Source organism: Streptococcus uberis (genome assembly GCF_900475595.1).
Classification (GTDB): domain Bacteria; phylum Bacillota; class Bacilli; order Lactobacillales; family Streptococcaceae; genus Streptococcus; species Streptococcus uberis.
In genome coordinates this window covers 1884782-1904946 of sequence record NZ_LS483397.1, presented here as the reverse complement: position 1 = coordinate 1904946, position 20165 = coordinate 1884782, and the positions used below count along the sequence as shown (strand labels likewise).

Sequence of the window (20165 nt, the reverse complement as noted above, 5' to 3'; positions counted from 1 at the left end):
TTATGCAAGAATTTCTTTCCTTATCAAGGCAAATTCAAATTCGTCAATTGGTACGATTCATCACAATAACATTAGCTAGTAGTATTTTTCCTTTTATGGCTATGTATTATACAACCTATTTCGGAACTTTTTGGACAGGCTTTTTAATGATGTTTACAAGTCTGTCAGGTTTCTTAGGAACTTTGTATGGAGGACATCTATCAGACGCATTAGGTCGGAAAAAAGTCGTTACTATTGGTTCTGTTGGGACAAGTATTGGCTGGTTACTCACGATTTTCGCTAATATTCCAGGTCATATATATCCTCAGATAACTTTTTTAGGTATCTTATTGGTGGATGTGGCTTCTTGTTTTTATGCTCCTGCATATGAGGCAATGTTGATTGATTTAACAGACCTTTCTAATCGAAAATTTGTTTATACCATTAATTACTGGTTCATTAATATTGGTGTCATGTTTGGAGCGGGATTATCAGGTTTATTTTATGATAAGCATTTCTTAGAATTACTGATAGCACTTTTTCTGGCAAATATTATGTGTTTTGTCATTGCTAGTCTTGTTTTTAAGGAAACCAAGCCTAAGGAAATAGCATTTTCGCACAATTCAGGTATTTTCGATACTTGGAAAAATTATAAACAGGTTTTAAAAGACAGGGCTTTTGTCACCTTTACATTAGGTTCCATCTTATTTTCCTGTATTTGGTTGCAAATGGATAATTACGTCCCTGTTCATTTAAAACTCTATTTTCAAAAAACCAGTTTATTAGGGATGACCATAACGGGATCAAAAATGTTATCACTAATGGTTTTTACGAATACATTAGTGATTGTGATTTTTATGACGCTCATGAATAAAATCACTGAAAAATGGAATTTGTTGACACAATTAGTTTTGGGATCACTTCTTTTTACGGTAGGCATGCTTTTGTCTTTTACCTTTACTAATTTTTGGGGTATTTGGCTCTCCGTTTTACTGTTTACCTTTGGAGAAATGATTAATGTCCCAGCTAATCAGGTATTAAGGGCAGATATGATGGATCAAAGTAAAATTGGTTCATATACAGGATTTATATCAATGGCCCAGCCCTTAGGCTCCATCTTAGCAGGCCTCTTTGTAACGGTTAGTCACTTTACAGGTCCATTTGGCGTTCAATGTTTGTTTACCTTAACAGCACTAACGGGTATTTATTTAATTGTGTTATCAGCAAAAATGAAAGAAAAGGTTTAACATGTTTGATTATATCAAAGGTCAATTAACAAAAATTACAGCAAAATATATCGTCGTTGAAGCAAACGGATTAGGCTATATTATTTATGTCGCTAATCCCTATAGTTTCTCGGATAGTGTCAATCAGACGCTTACAATCTACCTTCATCAAGTTATTCGTGAAGACGCACATCTCCTTTTTGGGTTTCACACAGAAAATGAAAAAGATGTTTTTCTAAAGTTGATTTCAGTTTCAGGAATTGGTCCAATGACTGCCTTAGCAATTGTTGCAGTTGATGACAACGAAGGATTAGTGGCAGCAATCGATAATAGCGATATCAAATATTTAATGAAATTTCCGAAAATTGGAAAGAAAACCGCACAACAAATGATATTGGATTTATCAGGTAAATTTGTAACCATTCCTGAAGGCGGACAAGCTCAGCAAACGCCAAAAGTCAAGGGTAACCAACAACTTGACGAGGCAATCGAAGCCCTTTTAGCATTAGGATATAAAGCAACCGAGCTTAAAAAAATCCGTGCCTTTTTTGAAGGAACAGATGATACCGCAGAGCAATACATCAAATCGGCTCTTAAGATGCTTATGAAAGGCTAACAAAATGAAAAAACGCTGTAGTTGGGTACCAAGTGAAAATGAACTCTATTGTCGTTATCATGATGAGGAATGGGGGAAACCACTATATGAGGATCGTGCCCTGTTTGAGTTGCTTTGTCTAGAAAGTTATCAATCAGGTTTGTCATGGTTGACTGTTTTGAAAAAACGCTCCGCATTTAAAGAAGTATTTTATAACTATGACATTGCTAAGGTAGCAAGATTTAGTCAAAGAGAAATGGCTGTCGCAATGCAGAATCCAAGCATCATCCGCCATAGACAAAAGTTAGCAGCTACTGTGAACAACGCACAGGCAGTTTTAAACATACAAAAAGAATTTGGAACTTTTTCAGCTTATCTTTGGGATTTTATTGGAGGCAAGCCCATACATAATCTAGTTAATCAGGCGCATCCTGTACCAACGCAAAATGATTTATCAAAAAAATTGGCTAAAGACCTAAAGAAACGTGGTTTTAAGTTTTTAGGTCCAACAACAGTCTATTCATTTTTACAAGCTTCAGGGATGATTAATGATCATGAGGAAGGGTGTTCCTTTAAATAATAAGATTTTGATGTATCCTTAATTGAAGTCAATTAAGGATTTTTTTGTTAAAATGAAAACAAATTTCGAATAATAAAGTAGGGTGGTTAAATGAAAGCTGAAATAATAGCAGTTGGAACAGAATTGTTAACAGGACAAGTTTTAAATACGAATGCGCAATTTTTATCTGAAAAAATGGCTGAGATTGGAGTTGATGTTTTTTTTCAAACAGCTGTGGGTGATAATGAATCTCGCTTACTAAACTTACTTGACATTGCAAGCCAGAGAAGTGATTTAATCCTTCTATGTGGAGGTTTAGGTCCAACAGAGGATGATTTAACAAAACAAACTGTTGCAAGCTTTTTAGGGAAGTCTTTAGTTTTTGAGCCATCCGCCAGTCAAAAATTAGATCACTTTTTTGCGAGTCGACCTCATTATTCCCGAACTCCAAATAATGAGCGACAAGCGCAAATTATTGAGGGGTCAACACCCATCCCAAATATTACAGGACTGGCTGTTGGTGGTATTTTGGAAGTTGATGGTGTAACCTACGTTCTTTTACCAGGACCACCAAGTGAATTAAAACCGATGGTCAACCAATACCTTCTACCAGTACTATCAGGTAATCATACTGCCTTATACTCAAGAGTATTGCGTTTTTTCGGCATTGGAGAAAGTCAGCTTGTCACAATTTTATCAGAAATGATTCATAAGCAATCAGACCCAACAATTGCACCCTATGCAAAAATTGGTGAAGTGACATTGCGGTTGTCAACAAAAGCAGAAACACCTGAGCAGGCAAAAGCAAAGCTAGATGGTCTTGAACAGAAGATTTTACAAACGCCTAGCTTTGAAGGTGGATTATTAGCAGACTATCATTATGGTTATGGCGAAACCAATAGTCTCAGTGCAGAAGTCGTAAACATGTTAAAGGAAAGAAGCATGACAATAACAGCTGCAGAGAGTCTAACCGCTGGGCTTTTTCAATCAACAATTGCCGACTTTCCAGGATCTTCTAAACTATTTCGTGGCGGTTTTGTGACATACCATATTGAGGAAAAGGCTAAAATGTTACAGTTACAGCTAAGTGATTTAGAGCTCCATGGAGTTGTAAGTGCGTTTACGGCTAAAAAAATGGCGGAGCAGTCACGTCATTTAACAGCAAGTGATATTGGAGTTGGACTAACAGGTGTGGCAGGACCAGATGCTTTAGAAGGACATAATGTGGGAACAGTGTTTATTGGAATTGCAACCTTAAAAGGAGCAAAATCATATAAAGTATCAATAGGTGGAAGAAGTCGTTCAGACATCCGGTATATTGCTTGTTTACACGCTTTTGATTTGGTCCGAAAAACTTTATTAAATGGTTTGAATTTGCTATAATATAATAACTGTAGAAAAATAAGTTAGTTGTCATGTTCTAAAAGGTACTAACTTTTTTCTACCATGATAGAGGAGAAAAAATTGGCAAAAAAAGTGAAAAAAACAGATGACATTTCAAAAAAATTTGGTGAAGATCGTCGCAAGGCCCTAGACGATGCCTTAAAAAATATCGAGAAAGACTTTGGTAAAGGGGCTGTTATGCGCCTAGGCGAGCGTGCGGAACAAAAAGTTCAAGTCATGAGTTCTGGAAGTTTGGCCCTAGACATCGCTTTGGGTGCAGGTGGTTATCCAAAGGGACGTATTATTGAGATTTATGGACCAGAATCTTCTGGTAAGACAACTGTAGCTTTACATGCTGTTGCTCAGGCTCAAAAAGAGGGTGGAATTGCAGCATTTATTGATGCGGAACATGCTTTAGATCCAGCCTATGCAGCTGCATTAGGAGTTAATATTGATGAATTGCTTTTATCTCAACCAGATTCTGGAGAACAAGGTTTGGAGATTGCAGGGAAATTGATTGACTCAGGCGCAGTTGATTTAGTGGTTATCGACTCTGTTGCGGCTCTTGTTCCTCGTGCGGAAATAGATGGTGATATTGGTGACAGTCATGTAGGCTTACAGGCTCGAATGATGAGTCAAGCGATGCGTAAATTATCAGCGTCCATCAATAAAACGAAAACAATTGCAATTTTTATCAATCAATTGCGTGAAAAAGTAGGTGTTATGTTTGGAAATCCAGAAACAACACCTGGTGGTCGTGCTCTTAAATTCTATGCTTCCGTTCGATTAGATGTTCGTGGAAATACACAAATTAAGGGAACTGGTGATCAAAAAGATAGCAGTATTGGTAAAGAGACTAAAATTAAGGTTGTTAAAAACAAAGTTGCACCACCGTTTAAAGTTGCTGAAGTTGAAATTATGTATGGAGAAGGTATCTCTCGTACAGGTGAATTGATTAAAATCGCGTCAGACCTAGACGTAATCCAAAAAGCAGGTGCATGGTTCTCCTATAATGGTGAGAAAATCGGTCAAGGTTCTGAGAATGCGAAGAAATTCTTAGCAGATCATCCTGAAATTTTTGACGAAATTGATCATAAGGTTCGTGTAAAAGTTGGTTTATTAGAAGATGAAGTACTTGATAATAACCAAGAAACAGTTGAACTACCTGAAACAGATGAGTTTATCTTAGACTTAGATGATGCCATTGAAATTGAAGATTAATCACTAAAAGACCCTCGGGTCTTTTTTGATTTCTTGAACAGAAAAAGCAGACTTGTTAGTGGAATTAGTTCTATTGACGGGGAGATTAGTGAGGATTCCAAAAATTAAAAGTATTTTTAATTTATTAGATAAAAACAAAGAATGGCAAAACAAATCAGATGTTCTTGCAAGAAAGATGTTGTCATATCGCGGTTAAATAAGGAAAAACTTCACAAGGTTTTATTAAAAAAATCAAAAAAATAGGTCCGAAGACCTATGTCCTTGTTTTTTTTCTATGTTACAATTACCATATCACGTAATAGAAAGTGAGAACAACATGATTAAGATTTACACAATTTCTAGTTGTACGAGCTGTAAAAAAGCCAAAACATGGTTGAATGGTCATAAGCTCCCTTATAGTGAACAAAACTTAGGAAAAGAACCACTTACAAAAGAAGAAATATTAGCAATTTTATCAAAAACTGAAAATGGCGTTGAAAGCATTGTTTCGTCAAAAAATCGTTACGCTAAAGCTTTGAATTGCAATATTGATGAACTAAGTGTTAGTGAAGTCGTTGATCTTATTCAAGAAAATCCTCGTATTCTAAAAAGTCCAATTCTGATTGATGATAAACGTCTTCAAGTGGGCTATAAGGAAGATGATATTAGAGCTTTCTTGCCACGTTCTATTCGTAATATTGAAAATACTGAAGCACGATTGCGTGCTGCTCTATAAACTCAAAAAAGCTCATATGAGCTTTTTTTGATTGCTCATAACTAGATTTCTTGTTAAATCTCAAAAAATAAGCTATAATTAATCATAGCACTTAGTTTAGAAAGAAGGTGTAAGTATGGGATTTACAGACGAAACTGTTCGCTTTAAATTGGATGATGGAGATAAAAAAGAAATCAGCGAAACGTTGACTGCAGTATATCATTCTTTAGAGGAAAAAGGTTATAATCCTATCAATCAAATTGTAGGTTATGTATTAAGTGGAGACCCTGCTTATGTTCCTCGATATAATGATGCGCGTAATCAGATTCGTAAATATGAACGTGATGAAATTGTTGAAGAATTGGTTCGCTATTATCTTCAAGGAAATGGGATTGACGTTAAATGAGGATAATGGGACTAGATGTCGGTTCTAAGACAGTAGGTGTTGCCATTAGTGACCCACTGGGTTTTACGGCTCAAGGACTTGAAATTATACCAATTGATGAAGAAAAGAACAGTTTTGGTTTTGAGAGACTTTCTGAACTTGTAAAGCAGTACCAAGTTGATAAATTTGTAGTTGGTTTACCAAAAAACATGAATAATACGAGCGGTCCTCGTGTTGAAGCAAGTCAAGCATATGGAAAAAAAATCGAGGATTTATTTCATATTCCTGTTGTGTATCAAGATGAACGTTTAACGACAGTCCAGGCAGAAAGAATGCTTATCGAACAGGCTGATATCAGCCGTGGTAAACGTAAAAAAGTTATAGATAAATTAGCTGCACAATTAATTTTACAAAATTATTTAGATAGAACCTTTTAAGGAGAAAAAAATGGCACATAATCACGATCATGATCATGAACATGAAGTTATTACACTTGTAGATGAACAAGGTAACGAATCATTATTTGAAATTTTATTGACAATTGATGGTAAAGAAGAATTTGGTAAGAACTATGTTCTTTTAGTACCAGCAGGTTCTGAAGAAGATGAAGCTGGAGAAATTGAAATTCAAGCTTATTCTTTTACTGAAAATGAAGATGGAACTGAAGGAGACTTGCAACCAATTCCTGAAGATTCAGATGCTGAATGGGATATGATTGAAGAAGTTTTCAATAGCTTTTTAGATGAAGAATAATTAAGTGAGGCCCCTTTAAAGGGTCTTTTTCTTTTCAGTCAAGTCTCGATATAAAATGCAAAATATTCACTTTGGATGAGTAAGTCATAAAGCTCAAATTGACTCTGTCCCATAATTTGATATACTTAATCTATGACATTTCAAGGAGAAATTAAGTGAGTCAATTTAATGATGAAAACGAAACAAGACTTGAGCCTATTCGTATTGATGATGGTCCTACCTTACACACGACAAAATATGAAACAAAGGTACCTAATCTACACAAATGCTATCTTTTTTTCTACAGTTTTTTAGTAGCTATATTGAGTGTAGCAAATCCCTTGCTAGAACATGTAGCAAACCCTTTGCAATCTCAGAATCTTTATATTGGCATGATGCTTACAAAAGGTCAAATTCCATACAGTGAGGTTTTTTCAACTGGTGGTATGCTTTATTTTGCTATGATTGCTTTCAGTTACCTTTTAAAATCGACTTGGTGGCTTGTTTTGTTTGAAATGATTGCCTTCTATGTTAGTGGGATTTATTTATACAAGCTTATCAATTTCTTTACAGGGATACAAAAAGTAGCATGGGCTTTTTCTTTCTTATTCTACTTCTTGATGTGCACATTAGGGTTTGGTGGTATTTATCCTATCCAGTTTGCGCTACCATTTGTTTTAATATCCTTATGGTTCTTGACGAAATATTTTGCGGCATTAATCAAAGATGAGGCATTTATCCTTTTTGGTTTAGCCGGTGCAATGGCAATGTTACTGGAACCAAGAGCACTTATTTTTTGGCTTGTTTCATCAATTGTTATTATTGTTTATAATAGTAAACAACATCACGTAGCGCGCGGTTTTTATCAATTATTAGCATCAATTTTGGGTATGCTACTTGTTTTTTATACTGCAGGTTACTTTATTTTAAATTTACAAATATTAGGTCCCTATCTTGCACAAGCGGTGCGTTATCAGTTTACTTTCTTTAAAGTAGGGACTCTATCCGTTTTACTTTCAGTACTTGTTCAAGTTATCTTTGCATTTGGCTTAGGAATATCATATGGAGTGATTGCTTACCTTAAACATTTTAAAGAGACAAATCATCGTTATATTAAATGGATTATGGTTTTTGTTTCACTGGTACAGTTTGTGGTGATCATTTTATCAAGTGATTTTGCCTTATATCATTTTCTCCCCTTATTGCCATTTGCTTTGATTTTAATCTCACTTCCTGTGGCAGAAGAATTTTCAAAACGGATGACAATAAGCAGTCATAGGAGAGGTAAGAAAAAACAAAATGGCATGAGACAAGTCATTGGTTTATATTTTTCGAAAGCCTTTTATTTACCTTTATTAATTGTTGGAATCTCACTTTTTCAAAGTATGACATACTATTTTAAAGATGCTGAACAAAGTCATAGCCGTTCTAAGATTGTTTCTTATATCAAGTCTCATACAGAATCGTCAGATAGAATATATGTTTGGGATAATAGTTCAGCAATCTATACCCAAAGTATTCGTAAATCGGCTTCTCAGTTTGCATCGCCAGGGGTTAATTTTAAAAATCCAAAACATCAGAAAATCCTTGCAGATGAACTCTTACAAAATAGAGCACAACTGATTGTTGTCAATCAAAAAATAGCTATGCCCAAAGTCATTCAAAAGGCACTTAAAAAGAACTATAAACTGGTCCGCAAGGCAAGTGAAACAAGTTTTCAAGTTTATCAGCAAAAATAAAATGAAAATCAATATATTGTGTTTAAGCAAAAAACTTGACACAAGATATTGATTTTTTTTCGTTGAGTGATATAATAGTCCAATAAGGAGATTTGGAACGATGACATATGAAAATGAAAAAATAATCACTCAACCAGATATTAAAGTTATTAAACGTGATGGGCGTTTAGTGTCTTTTGACACGACTAAAATATATAGTGCCTTGTTGAAGGCAAGTTTAGAAGTTACAAAAATGTCTCCCCTAATGGAAGCAAAATTGAAGGCCATTTCAGAACGCGTAGTTGCTGAGATTATCGATCGTTTTCCAAATAATGTTAAGATTTATGAAATTCAAAATATTGTAGAACATGAATTACTTGCTGCCAATGAATATGCTATAGCAAAGGAGTATATTAATTACCGTACTCAACGTGATTTTGCGCGCTCTCAAGCAACGGACATTAATTTCTCAATTGACAAATTATTGAAAAAAGATGAAACGGTTGTCAATGAAAATGCCAATAAGGATAGTGACGTTTTTAATACTCAACGTGACTTAACAGCAGGTATCGTTGGCAAATCAATTGGGTTAAAAATGTTGCCGCCCCATGTTGCTAATGCTCACCAAAAGGGAGATATTCACTATCATGATCTAGATTATAGTCCCTATACTCCAATGACCAATTGTTGTTTGATTGATTTTAAAGGGATGTTAGCTAATGGCTTTAAAATTGGTAATGCAGAAGTAGAAAGTCCTAAGTCTATTCAGACTGCGACTGCTCAAATCTCTCAAATTATTGCAAATGTTGCCTCTAGTCAATATGGGGGATGTACAGCAGATAGGATTGATGAGTTCTTAGCACCTTATGCAGAACTAAATTATAACAAGCATATGGCTGACGCTCAGAAGTGGGTTCTACCAGAAAAACGTGAAGAGTATGCTTACGAAAAGACTAAAAAAGACATTTATGATGCCATGCAGTCTTTAGAATATGAAATTAATACGCTTTTCACTTCAAACGGTCAAACACCATTTACTTCTCTAGGATTTGGTTTAGGGAAATCTTGGTTTGAAAGAGAAATTCAAAAAGCCATTTTAGAAATTCGTATTAAAGGACTTGGCAGTGAACACCGCACAGCTATTTTTCCTAAATTAATCTTTACCTTAAAACGTGGTTTAAACTTAGAAGAGGACTCTCCTAATTACGATATTAAGCAATTAGCTCTTGAGTGCGCCACAAAACGGATGTACCCTGACATGTTATCCTATGATAAAATTGTCGACCTCACAGGCTCATTTAAGGCGCCTATGGGATGTCGTTCCTTCCTCCAAGGATGGAAAGATGAGAACGGTCAAGATGTCACTTCTGGACGAATGAATTTGGGTGTCGTAACCTTGAATTTACCTCGTATTGCTTTAGAATCAAATGGTGACATGGATAAATTCTGGGAATTGTTTAATGAAAGAGTTGCCATAGGTAAAGATGCTTTAGTTTATCGTGTTGAACGTGTCAAAGAAGCAACACCAGCAAACGCCCCAATCTTGTATCAATATGGTGCTTTTGGTAAGAGATTGGCCAAGTCTGATCATGTTGATGAACTCTTCAAAAATCGTAGAGCAACCATTTCATTAGGCTATATTGGATTATATGAAGTGGCATCTGTTTTCTATGGTGGCGATTGGGAAGACAATCAAGAGGCAAAAGATTTTACTGTTTCCATTGTCAAGGCCTTAAAGGATGCTTGTGAGACATGGTCAAATGAATATGGATATCATTTTTCTGTTTACTCAACACCTTCTGAAAGTTTAACAGATCGTTTTTGTCGATTAGATACGGAGAAATTCGGAATTGTAGAAAACATAACAGACAAAGAGTATTATACGAATTCGTTCCATTATGATGTCCGTAAAAATCCAACACCATTTGAAAAATTGGATTTTGAAAAAGTATATCCAGAAGCTGGAGCTACTGGTGGCTTTATTCATTATTGTGAATATCCAGTTTTACAACAAAATCCAAAAGCATTGGAAGCTGTTTGGGATTATGCCTACGATCGCGTTGGCTACTTAGGGACTAATACACCGATTGATAAATGTTATCAATGTCAATTTGAAGGTGATTTTACGCCAACTGAACGTGGTTTCACTTGTCCAAATTGTGGTAACAATGATCCTAAAACCGTAGATGTTGTTAAAAGAACTTGTGGATACCTAGGCAATCCTCAAGCCCGTCCAATGGTAAATGGTCGCCATAAAGAAATCAGTGCTCGTGTGAAACACATGAACGGCTCTACGATAAAGTACCCAGGAAATTAATCAGGATTATTAATTTTCAATGATAACTTATTTTATGGTATGATTGAGAAGGTTGCTTGACTAAGGCAATCTTTTCATTTATCAGATTAGACAAGGAGTGTAATAATGGGAAAGTACCAATTAGACTATAAAGGAATGCAACAAGTTGAAAAGTTTCACGAAAAGCATTCAACACAAAAAACAGATAAGAAGTCTCGTGTAAAAGAGTTGAAAGCTCAATTTTTGGAAAAAGGAAGTAAGGGAAGCCAAAAATAGATTTTCAGTGGAAAGGAAATCAGTTATGTTAAAGATTGGAATTGTTGGTTTGGGTGGTATTTCAAAAAAAGCCTATTTACCATATATGCGTCAAATTGCTGATGTCGAATGGCACCTTTCGACCAGAAATGAAAAGAGATTAATTCAAGTAAACAATCTATTTGCTTGTTCAAAAACCTATTCTGATATTGACAGCTTAGCAAAACAAGATTTAGATGGTGTTTTCATCCATGTTGCTACGGTAGCCCATTTTGAAGTAGCTAAACTTTTCTTGCAAAGGGGAATTCCTGTCTATATGGATAAGCCTTTAACGGAGGACTTTGAATCAAGTCTTGAATTGTACAAAATGGCGAAAAAACATGATACATTTTTAATGGCAGGTTTTAATAGAAGATTTGCTCCGCGTGTCAATGAGTTGTCAAGATTGTCAAGCAAGCGTAAAGTTCATGTTGAAAAAAACGATAGTAATAGACCAGGTGATTTTACTTTCAAGCTCTTTGATTTCTTTATACATCCCCTTGATACAGCATTATATTTAACAGATGAAGAACTTATTGAAGGGAATTATGCTTATCAGAGGAAGGATGGACAGCTTTGTCAAGTCTCTGTCAATTTGAGAACAGAGAACACTTTGATAACAGCCTCAATGAATCTTCAGTCTGGAAGCCGTAGAGAAGTTATGGAAGTTCAATCTTGTGAAGAGACGAGACAGGTAATTAATCTTGATGAAGTCCGTATTTATAAGGGAACTGATGAGGAAAAACAGAACTTTGGTTCATGGGATACAACACTATACAAACGAGGTTTTGAAACGATCATTGATGCTTTTTTGAATGCTGTAAAGACAGGTGTCAATCCTGTCAATCCAGAATCAAGTTTATTAAGTCACTGGATTTGTCATCAAATCAATACCTCAAATGAAGAGTCTGGCAGTTTGTCGGTCAGTCTACCAAAGAATTATTGGGAGAATAATGATGCAGTTGAGAAGGCCGACCTTAGAAGATAAAGAAACCATCATGGAGATGATGTCAGAATTCAAAAACTCCGGCTCTGCTCATGATGGTGGTTTTTGGGATCCTGATAGCTTTGATTATGACAGTTGGATTGAAATGAATCAGAATTTTGAACTTGGCATCGGAGTCCCTGACCATTTCGTTCCATCTATTCAATACGTATTTTTTGATGATATGAATAAGGCCCTTGGCTTTCTTAGTTTAAGGCTAAGGCTTAACGAGGCGCTATTTGAGTCTGGCGGTCATATTGGCTACTCTGTGAGACCGAGTCAGAGGGGCAATGGTTATGCGAAACAGATGTTGGCAACAGGACTTCAATATGCTAAAAATAAAAATATTTGTCCAGTTTTGGTAACGTGTAAGGAAGAAAATAGTGCTAGTCGGTCTGTTATTTTGGCAAATGGTGGCCATTTTGAAGATTGCCGTCAGGGTATTGAACGCTATTGGATTAACATAAAGGAGTGAGTGCATGGCATTAGAAACATGGAATACACCTAAACCTAAGGAATGGAAGTCTGAAGACTTGAGTCAGGGAAGAATAATTGACTATAAAGCTTTCAATTTTGTTGATGGCGAAGGCGTGAGAAATTCACTCTATGTTTCAGGTTGTATGTTCCATTGTAAAGGCTGTTATAATGCTGCAACTTGGTCCTTTAAAGCTGGCATGCCATATACACAAGAATTGGAAGACCAAATCATGTCTGATTTGGCTAAGCCTTATGTTCAGGGGTTAACGCTTTTAGGTGGAGAGCCATTTTTGAATACTGGTATTTTATTACCACTGATTAAAAAAATTCGCCGAGAGCTTCCGGATAAAGATATTTGGTCTTGGACAGGCTATACCTGGGAGGAGTTAATGCAAGAAACTGAGGATAAATTGGAAATGTTATCTCTGATTGATATTCTTGTGGATGGTCGGTTTGATATCACTAAAAAAAATCTCATGTTGCAATTTCGGGGGTCCTCCAACCAGCGTATTATTGACGTTCAAAAATCCTTAAAAGAGGAGCAAGTTGTGATTTGGGAAAAGTTAAATGATGGAAATGAGACTTTTGAACAAGTCAATCGTGAGGACCTTCTCTAACTATTGTTGACTTATTAGAAAGGGATAAGTCACTATTTTAATGACTTATCCTCAAAGTTATCCACAAGTTGTTGATAAGTGAAAGTTATTGTGTATAATAAAAAGAAGAGGCTTCTAGGCCTCTTTTTTGATATAGACAAATTTGTGATTGGTAGATAATTCTGGACTAAAGGAAAATCCAATAAAATCAAGGGTTTTCAGGTCAGATATACTTTGACATTGTTTCGCTATACAGGCTGTTAAGAAGGCTCCACGAGCCTTTTTAGAAATCGTGGAATGAGACTTCAAGAGACCATTTTTTTCTTCCAAAAATTGGGTACTTATCCACATTTGACGTTGGTCTGTGGAAAAGACATCTTCAAATTCACTGGATAGCAGTGAAACATAGGTTTGATTCGCATCGATAAATTGATTGTAGTCTTCACGCCAAAAATGCTTGAGTGATTGTTGACCTATTTTTATTTTAGTTTGAAAATCGAGGCGGTGCTCAGCAATTGGAAAACTAGCAGGAATGATACCATAAAGTGCTGAAGTGATATAAACGTGGTTTTTCAAGTAATCTTCTTCTTTAGGAGATAAAGAATCACGCTTTAGATATCGATACATGAGACCGTTGAAGAGCTTATATGCAGGATAGGTTGGAGCGGTATGATTATAAAGAGCTTGAATTCGCAACCATTCTTTCTGACTGGCATCCTCGGAGATTCGATAGGCTTTTGATAGGTCTTTCACAGATAAGTTGGCTAAAACATCCAGAATAGGATAACTTTTCTTTGGAAAAGTAGCTGGAAATCTAGTGTGATTTTGCGACATTTCTTTTGCTGTCGGAATGAGATAGATTAACATAGTTTTATTGTAATAAAGAAAAAGTCCTTCTGTCAAGGAAGGACCTAAGGGATTAAGCTTTTGAGACTAGAATTACCTTTGTTACGATACCATCACTATCTTGGAGAGTGAACTGATTTTCAGATTTTTCTACAATTGGTAAACCATATAGGATTGCTTTCTTTAAACTAGCAGCAAATAAGATAGAATCGGAGAATTCAATGGTTATGAAATTAAGTCCAGGAATACCAACAGGATGTGCTTTTAAGTTTGGTCCTGCCCAATGGTTAAAAGCTAAATGATGATGATATTGTCCAGATGCAATCCAGCTTGCTGTTGGTATAGTCATTTTATCACCCATATCGAAAACTTTTTGATAAAGTTGTGAAGAGCTTAAAGCATCTTTGACACTGAGATGGAGATGACCAAGTATGGTTTTTTCTGAAAGTTTGAAATGAGCGGGAATCTCAGATAAGCTATCTAACATACTTTGAGCATCCATTGGTTCTGTCACCCCAATGATGCGACCATCTTCGCGAATATCCCAATAACTTGTCTCTTTATCACGGTAAATTTCAATACCGTTGCCTTCAGGGTCACTTAAGTAAATGGCTTCACTATAACCATGATCAGCAGCTCCTTCTAATGGGACACCATTGCTTATGAGATGATGTAAAGCTAAACCCAAATCATATCGATTTGGTACTAAAATTGCTGTGTGATAGAGTCCATAAGTGATTTGACGTGGTGATTGACTTTGAACGAGTTCTAAAAATGCGGTTTGTCCATCTGTAGTCAGTACGGTTTTGTGATTTGTTTGATTTAGTATTGAAAAGCCAATCGTCTTTGTATAAAAATCTGTCATTTTATCCAATTGATTGACCATTAATGATACCAAGCCTAGTCTTATGTTTGAATGATATGCATATGTCATTTTAAATACCTCATTATTAAGTCTTAAAGATATCATATACGCTTAGTTTCTTTTTGAAAAGTAGGCACTATTTTGTAAGTTAGTTACTTAAAAGAAACTAATGTGAAGTAATAGGGTTTTTAGAAGTCCTTGCTTGAAAAATTTGTTTGAGATATAATAGTTAGTAAGTTTCTAAAAGATACTAAGAAGAAGGTGATATGATATGAAAGCATCACATGAAGAATGCCCTGTTGAAACAACCTTATCATTAATAGGAGATAAATGGAAAATCTTAATTTTGAGAGATCTTTTAAAAGGCACAATGAGGTTTGGACAGTTAAAGGCTTCAATTGGGAAAGTTAGTCAAAAAGTTTTAACAAGCCAGCTCCGTGATATGGAAGCTCATGGTTTGGTTAACCGCCAAGTTTATGCAGAAGTTCCACCCCGGGTTGAATATTCTTTGACAGAGACTGGGTTAAGTCTTGAGCCAGTTATCAATGCTATGTTGGATTGGGGACAAACTTATCAAGAAACACATTTAAAAAAATAACCCTGACATCAGTTAGGGTTATTTTGGTTTTCTTCGTGCAAAATCTACAAATTTGAATTTTTCCAGTTTATGACGACTTTCAGTAAATTGAAATTGTTCATTAGTTGAGAGATAAACCTTGGATTTGACAGAGACAACATGTTTATCTGATCCTAAGTCTAGAAGTATTTTATCTTTCTCGTTAACTTGATCAATGGTTACTTCTTTCAGTGCAAAGTCAATGTCTAGATGAAGATCTTTTTCGAGATAGTGATACAAGGAGTGTTCAGCAATTTCACGAGTTATTGTAGGGATTAGTTTTTTACTGAGATAATCGATGTCTAGGACGGATGCGACACCATCGACAACTCTTTGTCGTGTGACCCTCCAAATAATGTCATTAACCTGAAAACCTGTTAATTTTGAGGTATCATTATCCACAATTAATTTATCGATGGCAATCACGTTCGTTTTGGAATCCATATTAAAAAAAGTAACGAGTTCTTGGTAACTGGTCAGTTCTGAAATTGGGAAAAGAATTTGATGATGCTTGATAACTTGTGTACCCCGTCCTTGTCGTTTTTTGACCAGTCCGGATTTTGTTAGGAGAGTGAGGGCTTTTCGAATAGTGTCACGACTAGCCTGGTACTCTTCACTTAAGGCCATTTCTGTGGGTAAGAAGTCGTCAATTTTGTAGATTTCTTTGGCGATTTTAGATTCTAAATCTTTATAAATTTGTTCATATTTCTTCATTCAAATAAAATCTCTTTCTAACTTGTCTTTTTTTCTACATACAAGATAGCATAAAAATGAAAAAAAATCTATATTTTGAGACAAACAACTTGCCTACAAATTTGGAATCGATTACAATTAATTTGTAAGTTAAATTCTTTTTTAGAATTTGCAAAAATTAATTTTAATTACTTCCTAGAATGAAAGTAATTGGAGGAATAAGGAATTAGGGGAATTCAAATGGGAAAATTTGAAAATGATGCTAAAGTTCTTCTTTCCGCTATTGGTGGAAAAGAAAACATTAAGGCTGTTACACACTGTGCAACACGCATGCGTTTTGTTTTGAACGACAATAGTAAAGCTAATGTCAAAGAAATTGAAAAGATTTCAGCTGTAAAAGGTACTTTTACAAACGCTGGTCAATTCCAAGTTATTATTGGAAATGATGTACCAATCTTTTACAATGATTTTACAGCTGTTTCTGGTGTGGAAGGCGTTTCAAAAGAAGCTGCTAAATCAGCTGCTAAAAGCAATCAAAATGTTTTCCAACGTGTAATGACAATGTTGGCAGAAATTTTCACACCAATCATTCCTGCAATTATTGTCGGGGGTCTTATTTTAGGTTTCCGTAACTTGATTGACAGTGTGCCATGGGGCTTTTTAGATGGTAAGACAGTTGTTGAAGTATCTAAATTCTGGGCTGGTGTAGATGGTTTCTTGTGGTTACCAGGTGAAGCTATTTTCCACTTCTTACCAGTTGGTATTACTTGGTCCGTAACTCGTAAAATGGGTACAACACAGATTCTTGGTATAGTATTAGGTATCTGTTTGGTATCTCCACAGTTGTTAAATGCCTATGCAGTAGCATCTACTCCAGCATCTGAAATTGCCAAAAACTGGGTTTGGGATTTTGGTTCATTTACAATCAATAAGATTGGTTATCAAGCCCAAGTTATTCCTGCTTTACTTGCTGGTTTGTCACTTTCTTATTTAGAAATTTTCTGGCGTAAACGTATTCCAGAAGTGATTTCAATGATCTTTGTTCCCTTTTTATCTTTAGTTCCGGCTATTATTTTAGCTCATACTGTTTTAGGTCCTTTAGGATGGACTATTGGTAAAGGCATTTCCTTCGTTGTACTTGCTGGTTTAACTGGTCCTGTTAAATGGTTGTTTGGTGCTATCTTTGGTGCTCTATATGCGCCACTTGTTATTACTGGTTTACACCATATGACAAATGCTATTGATACGCAATTGATTGCTGATACAGCAACACATACAACTGGTTTGTGGCCAATGATTGCCCTTTCTAATATTGCTCAAGGTTCTGCTGTTTTTGCCTACTACCTCATGAATCGTCACGATGAACGTGAAGCAGAAGTTTCAGTTGCAGCTACCATTTCTGCATACCTTGGGGTAACAGAACCAGCTCTATTCGGGGTTAACTTAAAATATGTTTATCCATTTGTAGCAGGTATGATTGGTTCAGGTCTTGCTGGACTCTTAGCAACAACTTTGAATGTACAAGCTAACTCAATTGGTGTTGGTGGCTTACCAGGATTCATGGCTATCAATGTTAAATCAATGATTCCATTCTTTATCTGTATGGCAGTAGCTATTGCAGTACCAATGTTTATGACCTTCTTCTTCCGTAAATCAAATATCATGACTAAAGCTGAAGATGAAGCTAGAGCAGATCGTTTAGCAGATACAAGTCCAGCTGCCCCAGTAGCAGCGGTTGCTTCAGAAGCAGTAACTGAAAAAGGTCAAACAGTTGCTATGATAAGTCCTTTAACAGGAGAAGTTAAAGCCTTAAGTCAAGCTGTTGATCCCGTTTTTGCGCAAGGTGTTATGGGACAAGGTGTCCTTATTCAACCTACTGAGGGTGAGTTAGTATCACCTATTGATGGTCAAGTTTCCGTCTTATTCCCTACGAAACATGCTATTGGACTGGTTTCAGCTGAAGGTGTGGAAATCTTAATGCACATTGGAATGGATACTGTTAACCTTGAAGGTAAAGGATTTACTGCACATGTTAATCAAGGTGATCATGTAAAAGCTGGGGATACATTAATCTCATTTGATATGGATGCTATTGCTGAAGCTGGTTATCCAACAGAGACTCCGGTTATTGTAACTAACCAAGATGCCTTTGACATTGAAATAAATGGTGACTTGCCTCGTCCAATCACGCGCAATCAAGAGATGATGGTTGCCCGTAAAAAATAATGTGATGTTATAGTAACTTCAGGAACTGACTTTCAGTTCCTGAATCTATTTATAGGAAGGAAATGTTATGACTATTGATAAACGTAAAGTAGTTTACCAGATTTATCCTAAATCTTACAAAGATACTACTGGAAATGGTGTTGGAGATCTTCGTGGTATTATAGAAAAAATCCCTTATTTAAAAGAACTTGGTATTGATATGGTTTGGTTGAATCCATTTTATCCAAGTCCTCAAAGAGATAATGGTTATGACGTCTCTGACTATACTGCTGTAAATCCTGATTTTGGGACCATGGCAGACTTTGAAGAAATGATTCAAGTTGGGCAGGATAATGGTATTGATTTCATGTTGGACATGGTTTTAAATCACTGTTCAACTGAGCATGAATGGTTCCAAAAAGCTTTAGCTGGAGATCCATATTATCTAGATTTCTTTATTTTAAGAGATGAACCTACAGACTGGGTTTCAAAATTCGGTGGGAATGCTTGGGCACCATTTGGTGACACTGGTAAATACTATTTGCATTTGTTTGATGTTACCCAAGCCGATTTAAACTGGCGTAATCCTAATGTCCGGGAAGAATTATTTAAGGTGGTTAACTTCTGGCGTGATAAAGGCGTTAAAGGTTTCCGTTTTGATGTTATCAATTTAATTGGGAAAGATGAGGTTTTGGAAAATTGTGCTATTAATGATGGCAAACCTGCCTATACAGATAAGCCAATTACGCATGACTATTTGAAAATGATGAACCAAGCAAGCTTTGGTCAGGATGATTCCTTCATGACAGTTGGTGAAATGTCAGCAACGACTATTGAAAATTGTATTCTTTATACTGCGCCAGAGCGTGAAGAACTATCAATGGCTTTTAACTTCCATCATTTGAAAGTTGACTATCAAGATGGGCAAAAATGGACCATCATGGATTTTGATTTTATTTCTTTACGAGATCTCTTCCATTCCTGGGGTGAAGGTATGAGTGAAGGAAATGGTTGGAATGCTCTTTTCTACAATAATCATGATCAACCACGTGCTTTGAATCGATTTGTGGATGTTGAAAACTTCCGAAATGAGGGAGCTACTATGCTAGCGGCTTCTATTCATCTTTCACGCGGAACTCCTTACATTTACATGGGAGAAGAAATTGGTATGATCGATCCAGATTATGATAGCATGGATGACTATGTGGATGTCGAAAGTTTGAATGCTTATCGCATGTTATTGGATCAAGGTAAATCGCCAGAAGAAGCCTTTAACATTATTAAGGCTAAGTCACGGGACAATTCCCGTACACCAATGCAATGGGATGCAAGTGAACATGCTGGTTTTACGCAAGGAACACCATGGTTGAAAGTTGGAAAATCCTATTCTAAGATCAATGTGGAAGCTGAAAAAAATGGTAAGATTTTCCCATTCTATCAAAAACTCATTCAGTTGCGCAAAGAGCTTCCTATTATTGCTGAAGGTGACTATAAGGCTGCCCTAAAAGATAGTAAACGTGTTTATGCCTTTGAAAGAACACGTAATGGGCAAAAATTACTGGTCTTGAATAATTTTTACCCTCAAGAAGCAAGTGTCCAGCTCCCAATTGACTATCGTCAGGGTGAGGTGTTAATCAGTAACTATGATCTTGATCAAGATATTATTGGGGATTCTGTTGTTTTAAAAGCCTATCAGACTCTAGCTATTTTGGTAAAGTAGAGGGCTGTTAAAAACTTAAAGACTTTAGAGATTTTCTAAAGTCTTTTTTTTGTATTCAAAAGTCATCTTATAAAAACTTT

At 35.9% G+C, this 20165-nt stretch carries 21 protein-coding genes; 18 read left to right on the top strand and 3 right to left on the bottom strand.

The window, feature by feature from the left end; genetic code table 11:
* Positions 1 to 2: 2 nt before the first annotated feature.
* From DQM95_RS09655 to nrdG, 15 genes are all read left to right on the top strand, one after another.
* Positions 3 to 1226, top strand: coding sequence for an MDR family MFS transporter (locus DQM95_RS09655; RefSeq protein WP_111686018.1), 1224 nt, complete (start codon positions 3 to 5; stop codon positions 1224 to 1226).
* A 1-nt stretch (position 1227) separates the two neighbouring features.
* On the top strand, positions 1228 to 1821 hold the full coding sequence (ruvA, locus tag DQM95_RS09650) for a Holliday junction branch migration protein RuvA (protein WP_037593109.1): 594 nt from the start codon (positions 1228 to 1230) through the stop codon (positions 1819 to 1821).
* A gap of 4 nt (positions 1822 to 1825) precedes the next feature.
* Positions 1826 to 2380, top strand: a complete 555-nt coding sequence (locus DQM95_RS09645; protein WP_037593111.1) for a DNA-3-methyladenine glycosylase I — start codon at positions 1826 to 1828, stop codon at positions 2378 to 2380.
* Positions 2381 to 2470: 90 nt separating this feature from the next.
* A complete protein-coding gene (locus DQM95_RS09640) occupies positions 2471 to 3742 on the top strand; it encodes a competence/damage-inducible protein A (RefSeq protein ID WP_037593113.1) in 1272 nt (423 codons plus the stop codon).
* A gap of 81 nt (positions 3743 to 3823) precedes the next feature.
* A complete protein-coding gene (gene recA, locus DQM95_RS09635) occupies positions 3824 to 4963 on the top strand; it encodes a recombinase RecA (protein ID WP_015912068.1) in 1140 nt (379 codons plus the stop codon).
* 316 nt (positions 4964 to 5279) lie between these two features.
* On the top strand, positions 5280 to 5678 hold the full coding sequence (gene spx, locus DQM95_RS09630) for a transcriptional regulator Spx (RefSeq protein WP_015912067.1): 399 nt from the start codon (positions 5280 to 5282) through the stop codon (positions 5676 to 5678).
* Between the two features lie 115 nt (positions 5679 to 5793).
* A complete protein-coding gene (locus DQM95_RS09625; protein WP_003083367.1) occupies positions 5794 to 6063 on the top strand; it encodes an IreB family regulatory phosphoprotein in 270 nt (89 codons plus the stop codon).
* Positions 6060 to 6479, top strand: coding sequence for a Holliday junction resolvase RuvX (gene ruvX, locus DQM95_RS09620; RefSeq protein WP_015912066.1), 420 nt, complete (start codon positions 6060 to 6062; stop codon positions 6477 to 6479). The genes DQM95_RS09625 and ruvX overlap by 4 nt, the downstream gene beginning before the upstream one ends.
* Positions 6480 to 6489: 10 nt before the next feature.
* A complete protein-coding gene (locus tag DQM95_RS09615) occupies positions 6490 to 6795 on the top strand; it encodes a DUF1292 domain-containing protein (RefSeq protein ID WP_015912065.1) in 306 nt (101 codons plus the stop codon).
* 155 nt (positions 6796 to 6950) lie between these two features.
* Positions 6951 to 8513, top strand: a complete 1563-nt coding sequence (locus DQM95_RS09610; RefSeq protein WP_037593119.1) for a membrane protein — start codon at positions 6951 to 6953, stop codon at positions 8511 to 8513.
* 100 nt (positions 8514 to 8613) lie between these two features.
* The gene (nrdD, locus tag DQM95_RS09605) at positions 8614 to 10809 is read left to right on the top strand and encodes an anaerobic ribonucleoside-triphosphate reductase (RefSeq protein WP_037593120.1); all 2196 of its coding nucleotides are present in this window, start codon (positions 8614 to 8616) and stop codon (positions 10807 to 10809) included.
* A gap of 105 nt (positions 10810 to 10914) precedes the next feature.
* Positions 10915 to 11064, top strand: coding sequence for a hypothetical protein (locus tag DQM95_RS10070; RefSeq protein WP_170123125.1), 150 nt, complete (start codon positions 10915 to 10917; stop codon positions 11062 to 11064).
* 25 nt (positions 11065 to 11089) lie between these two features.
* Positions 11090 to 12070 (top strand): Gfo/Idh/MocA family protein, encoded by a 981-nt coding sequence (locus tag DQM95_RS09600; protein WP_037593121.1) that lies wholly within the window; start codon positions 11090 to 11092, stop codon positions 12068 to 12070.
* The gene (locus DQM95_RS09595) at positions 12039 to 12542 is read left to right on the top strand and encodes a GNAT family N-acetyltransferase (RefSeq protein WP_015912060.1); all 504 of its coding nucleotides are present in this window, start codon (positions 12039 to 12041) and stop codon (positions 12540 to 12542) included. The genes DQM95_RS09600 and DQM95_RS09595 overlap by 32 nt, the downstream gene beginning before the upstream one ends.
* Positions 12543 to 12546: 4 nt before the next feature.
* On the top strand, positions 12547 to 13161 hold the full coding sequence (gene nrdG / locus DQM95_RS09590) for an anaerobic ribonucleoside-triphosphate reductase activating protein (RefSeq protein ID WP_037593122.1): 615 nt from the start codon (positions 12547 to 12549) through the stop codon (positions 13159 to 13161).
* Between the two features lie 114 nt (positions 13162 to 13275).
* Here nrdG and yaaA read toward each other — a convergent pair whose 3' ends face one another.
* Positions 13276 to 14007 carry a peroxide stress protein YaaA gene (gene yaaA / locus DQM95_RS09585; RefSeq protein ID WP_015912058.1) on the bottom strand — a complete coding sequence of 244 codons (732 nt, stop codon included), beginning with the start codon at positions 14005 to 14007 and terminating at the stop codon, positions 13276 to 13278.
* A gap of 52 nt (positions 14008 to 14059) precedes the next feature.
* Complete coding sequence (locus tag DQM95_RS09580; protein WP_037593123.1) at positions 14060 to 14920, bottom strand: VOC family protein; 861 nt, start codon at positions 14918 to 14920, stop codon at positions 14060 to 14062.
* A gap of 202 nt (positions 14921 to 15122) precedes the next feature.
* Here DQM95_RS09580 and DQM95_RS09575 point away from each other — a divergent pair, with 202 nt between their 5' ends.
* Positions 15123 to 15449: a winged helix-turn-helix transcriptional regulator gene (locus tag DQM95_RS09575; protein ID WP_037593124.1), complete on the top strand. Its 327-nt coding sequence runs from the start codon at positions 15123 to 15125 to the stop codon at positions 15447 to 15449.
* 18 nt (positions 15450 to 15467) lie between these two features.
* Here the strand turns inward: DQM95_RS09575 and treR are convergent, their stop codons facing one another.
* A complete protein-coding gene (gene treR, locus DQM95_RS09570) occupies positions 15468 to 16181 on the bottom strand; it encodes a trehalose operon repressor (protein WP_037593125.1) in 714 nt (237 codons plus the stop codon).
* 219 nt (positions 16182 to 16400) lie between these two features.
* Here treR and treP point away from each other — a divergent pair, with 219 nt between their 5' ends.
* Positions 16401 to 18386: a PTS system trehalose-specific EIIBC component gene (gene treP, locus DQM95_RS09565; RefSeq protein WP_037593126.1), complete on the top strand. Its 1986-nt coding sequence runs from the start codon at positions 16401 to 16403 to the stop codon at positions 18384 to 18386.
* A 67-nt stretch (positions 18387 to 18453) separates the two neighbouring features.
* Positions 18454 to 20085 carry an alpha,alpha-phosphotrehalase gene (gene treC / locus DQM95_RS09560; protein WP_037593127.1) on the top strand — a complete coding sequence of 544 codons (1632 nt, stop codon included), beginning with the start codon at positions 18454 to 18456 and terminating at the stop codon, positions 20083 to 20085.
* Positions 20086 to 20165: the final 80 nt, after the last annotated feature.

What these genes read in the sequence shown, in the direction of transcription:
- DQM95_RS09655 (WP_111686018.1), top strand. Translation starts at nt 3, where the DNA reads ATGCAAGAATTTCTTTCCTTATCAAGGCAAATTCAAATTCGTCAATTG.
- ruvA (WP_037593109.1), top strand. Translation starts at nt 1,228, where the DNA reads ATGTTTGATTATATCAAAGGTCAATTAACAAAAATTACAGCAAAATAT.
- DQM95_RS09645 (WP_037593111.1), top strand. Translation starts at nt 1,826, where the DNA reads ATGAAAAAACGCTGTAGTTGGGTACCAAGTGAAAATGAACTCTATTGT.
- DQM95_RS09640 (WP_037593113.1), top strand. Translation starts at nt 2,471, where the DNA reads ATGAAAGCTGAAATAATAGCAGTTGGAACAGAATTGTTAACAGGACAA.
- spx (WP_015912067.1), top strand. Translation starts at nt 5,280, where the DNA reads ATGATTAAGATTTACACAATTTCTAGTTGTACGAGCTGTAAAAAAGCC.
- DQM95_RS09625 (WP_003083367.1), top strand. Translation starts at nt 5,794, where the DNA reads ATGGGATTTACAGACGAAACTGTTCGCTTTAAATTGGATGATGGAGAT.
- ruvX (WP_015912066.1), top strand. Translation starts at nt 6,060, where the DNA reads ATGAGGATAATGGGACTAGATGTCGGTTCTAAGACAGTAGGTGTTGCC.
- DQM95_RS09615 (WP_015912065.1), top strand. Translation starts at nt 6,490, where the DNA reads ATGGCACATAATCACGATCATGATCATGAACATGAAGTTATTACACTT.
- nrdD (WP_037593120.1), top strand. Translation starts at nt 8,614, where the DNA reads ATGACATATGAAAATGAAAAAATAATCACTCAACCAGATATTAAAGTT.
- DQM95_RS10070 (WP_170123125.1), top strand. Translation starts at nt 10,915, where the DNA reads ATGGGAAAGTACCAATTAGACTATAAAGGAATGCAACAAGTTGAAAAG.
- DQM95_RS09600 (WP_037593121.1), top strand. Translation starts at nt 11,090, where the DNA reads ATGTTAAAGATTGGAATTGTTGGTTTGGGTGGTATTTCAAAAAAAGCC.
- DQM95_RS09595 (WP_015912060.1), top strand. Translation starts at nt 12,039, where the DNA reads ATGCAGTTGAGAAGGCCGACCTTAGAAGATAAAGAAACCATCATGGAG.
- nrdG (WP_037593122.1), top strand. Translation starts at nt 12,547, where the DNA reads ATGGCATTAGAAACATGGAATACACCTAAACCTAAGGAATGGAAGTCT.
- yaaA (WP_015912058.1), bottom strand. Translation starts at nt 14,007, where the DNA reads ATGTTAATCTATCTCATTCCGACAGCAAAAGAAATGTCGCAAAATCAC.
- DQM95_RS09580 (WP_037593123.1), bottom strand. Translation starts at nt 14,920, where the DNA reads ATGACATATGCATATCATTCAAACATAAGACTAGGCTTGGTATCATTA.
- DQM95_RS09575 (WP_037593124.1), top strand. Translation starts at nt 15,123, where the DNA reads ATGAAAGCATCACATGAAGAATGCCCTGTTGAAACAACCTTATCATTA.
- treR (WP_037593125.1), bottom strand. Translation starts at nt 16,181, where the DNA reads ATGAAGAAATATGAACAAATTTATAAAGATTTAGAATCTAAAATCGCC.
- treP (WP_037593126.1), top strand. Translation starts at nt 16,401, where the DNA reads ATGGGAAAATTTGAAAATGATGCTAAAGTTCTTCTTTCCGCTATTGGT.
- treC (WP_037593127.1), top strand. Translation starts at nt 18,454, where the DNA reads ATGACTATTGATAAACGTAAAGTAGTTTACCAGATTTATCCTAAATCT.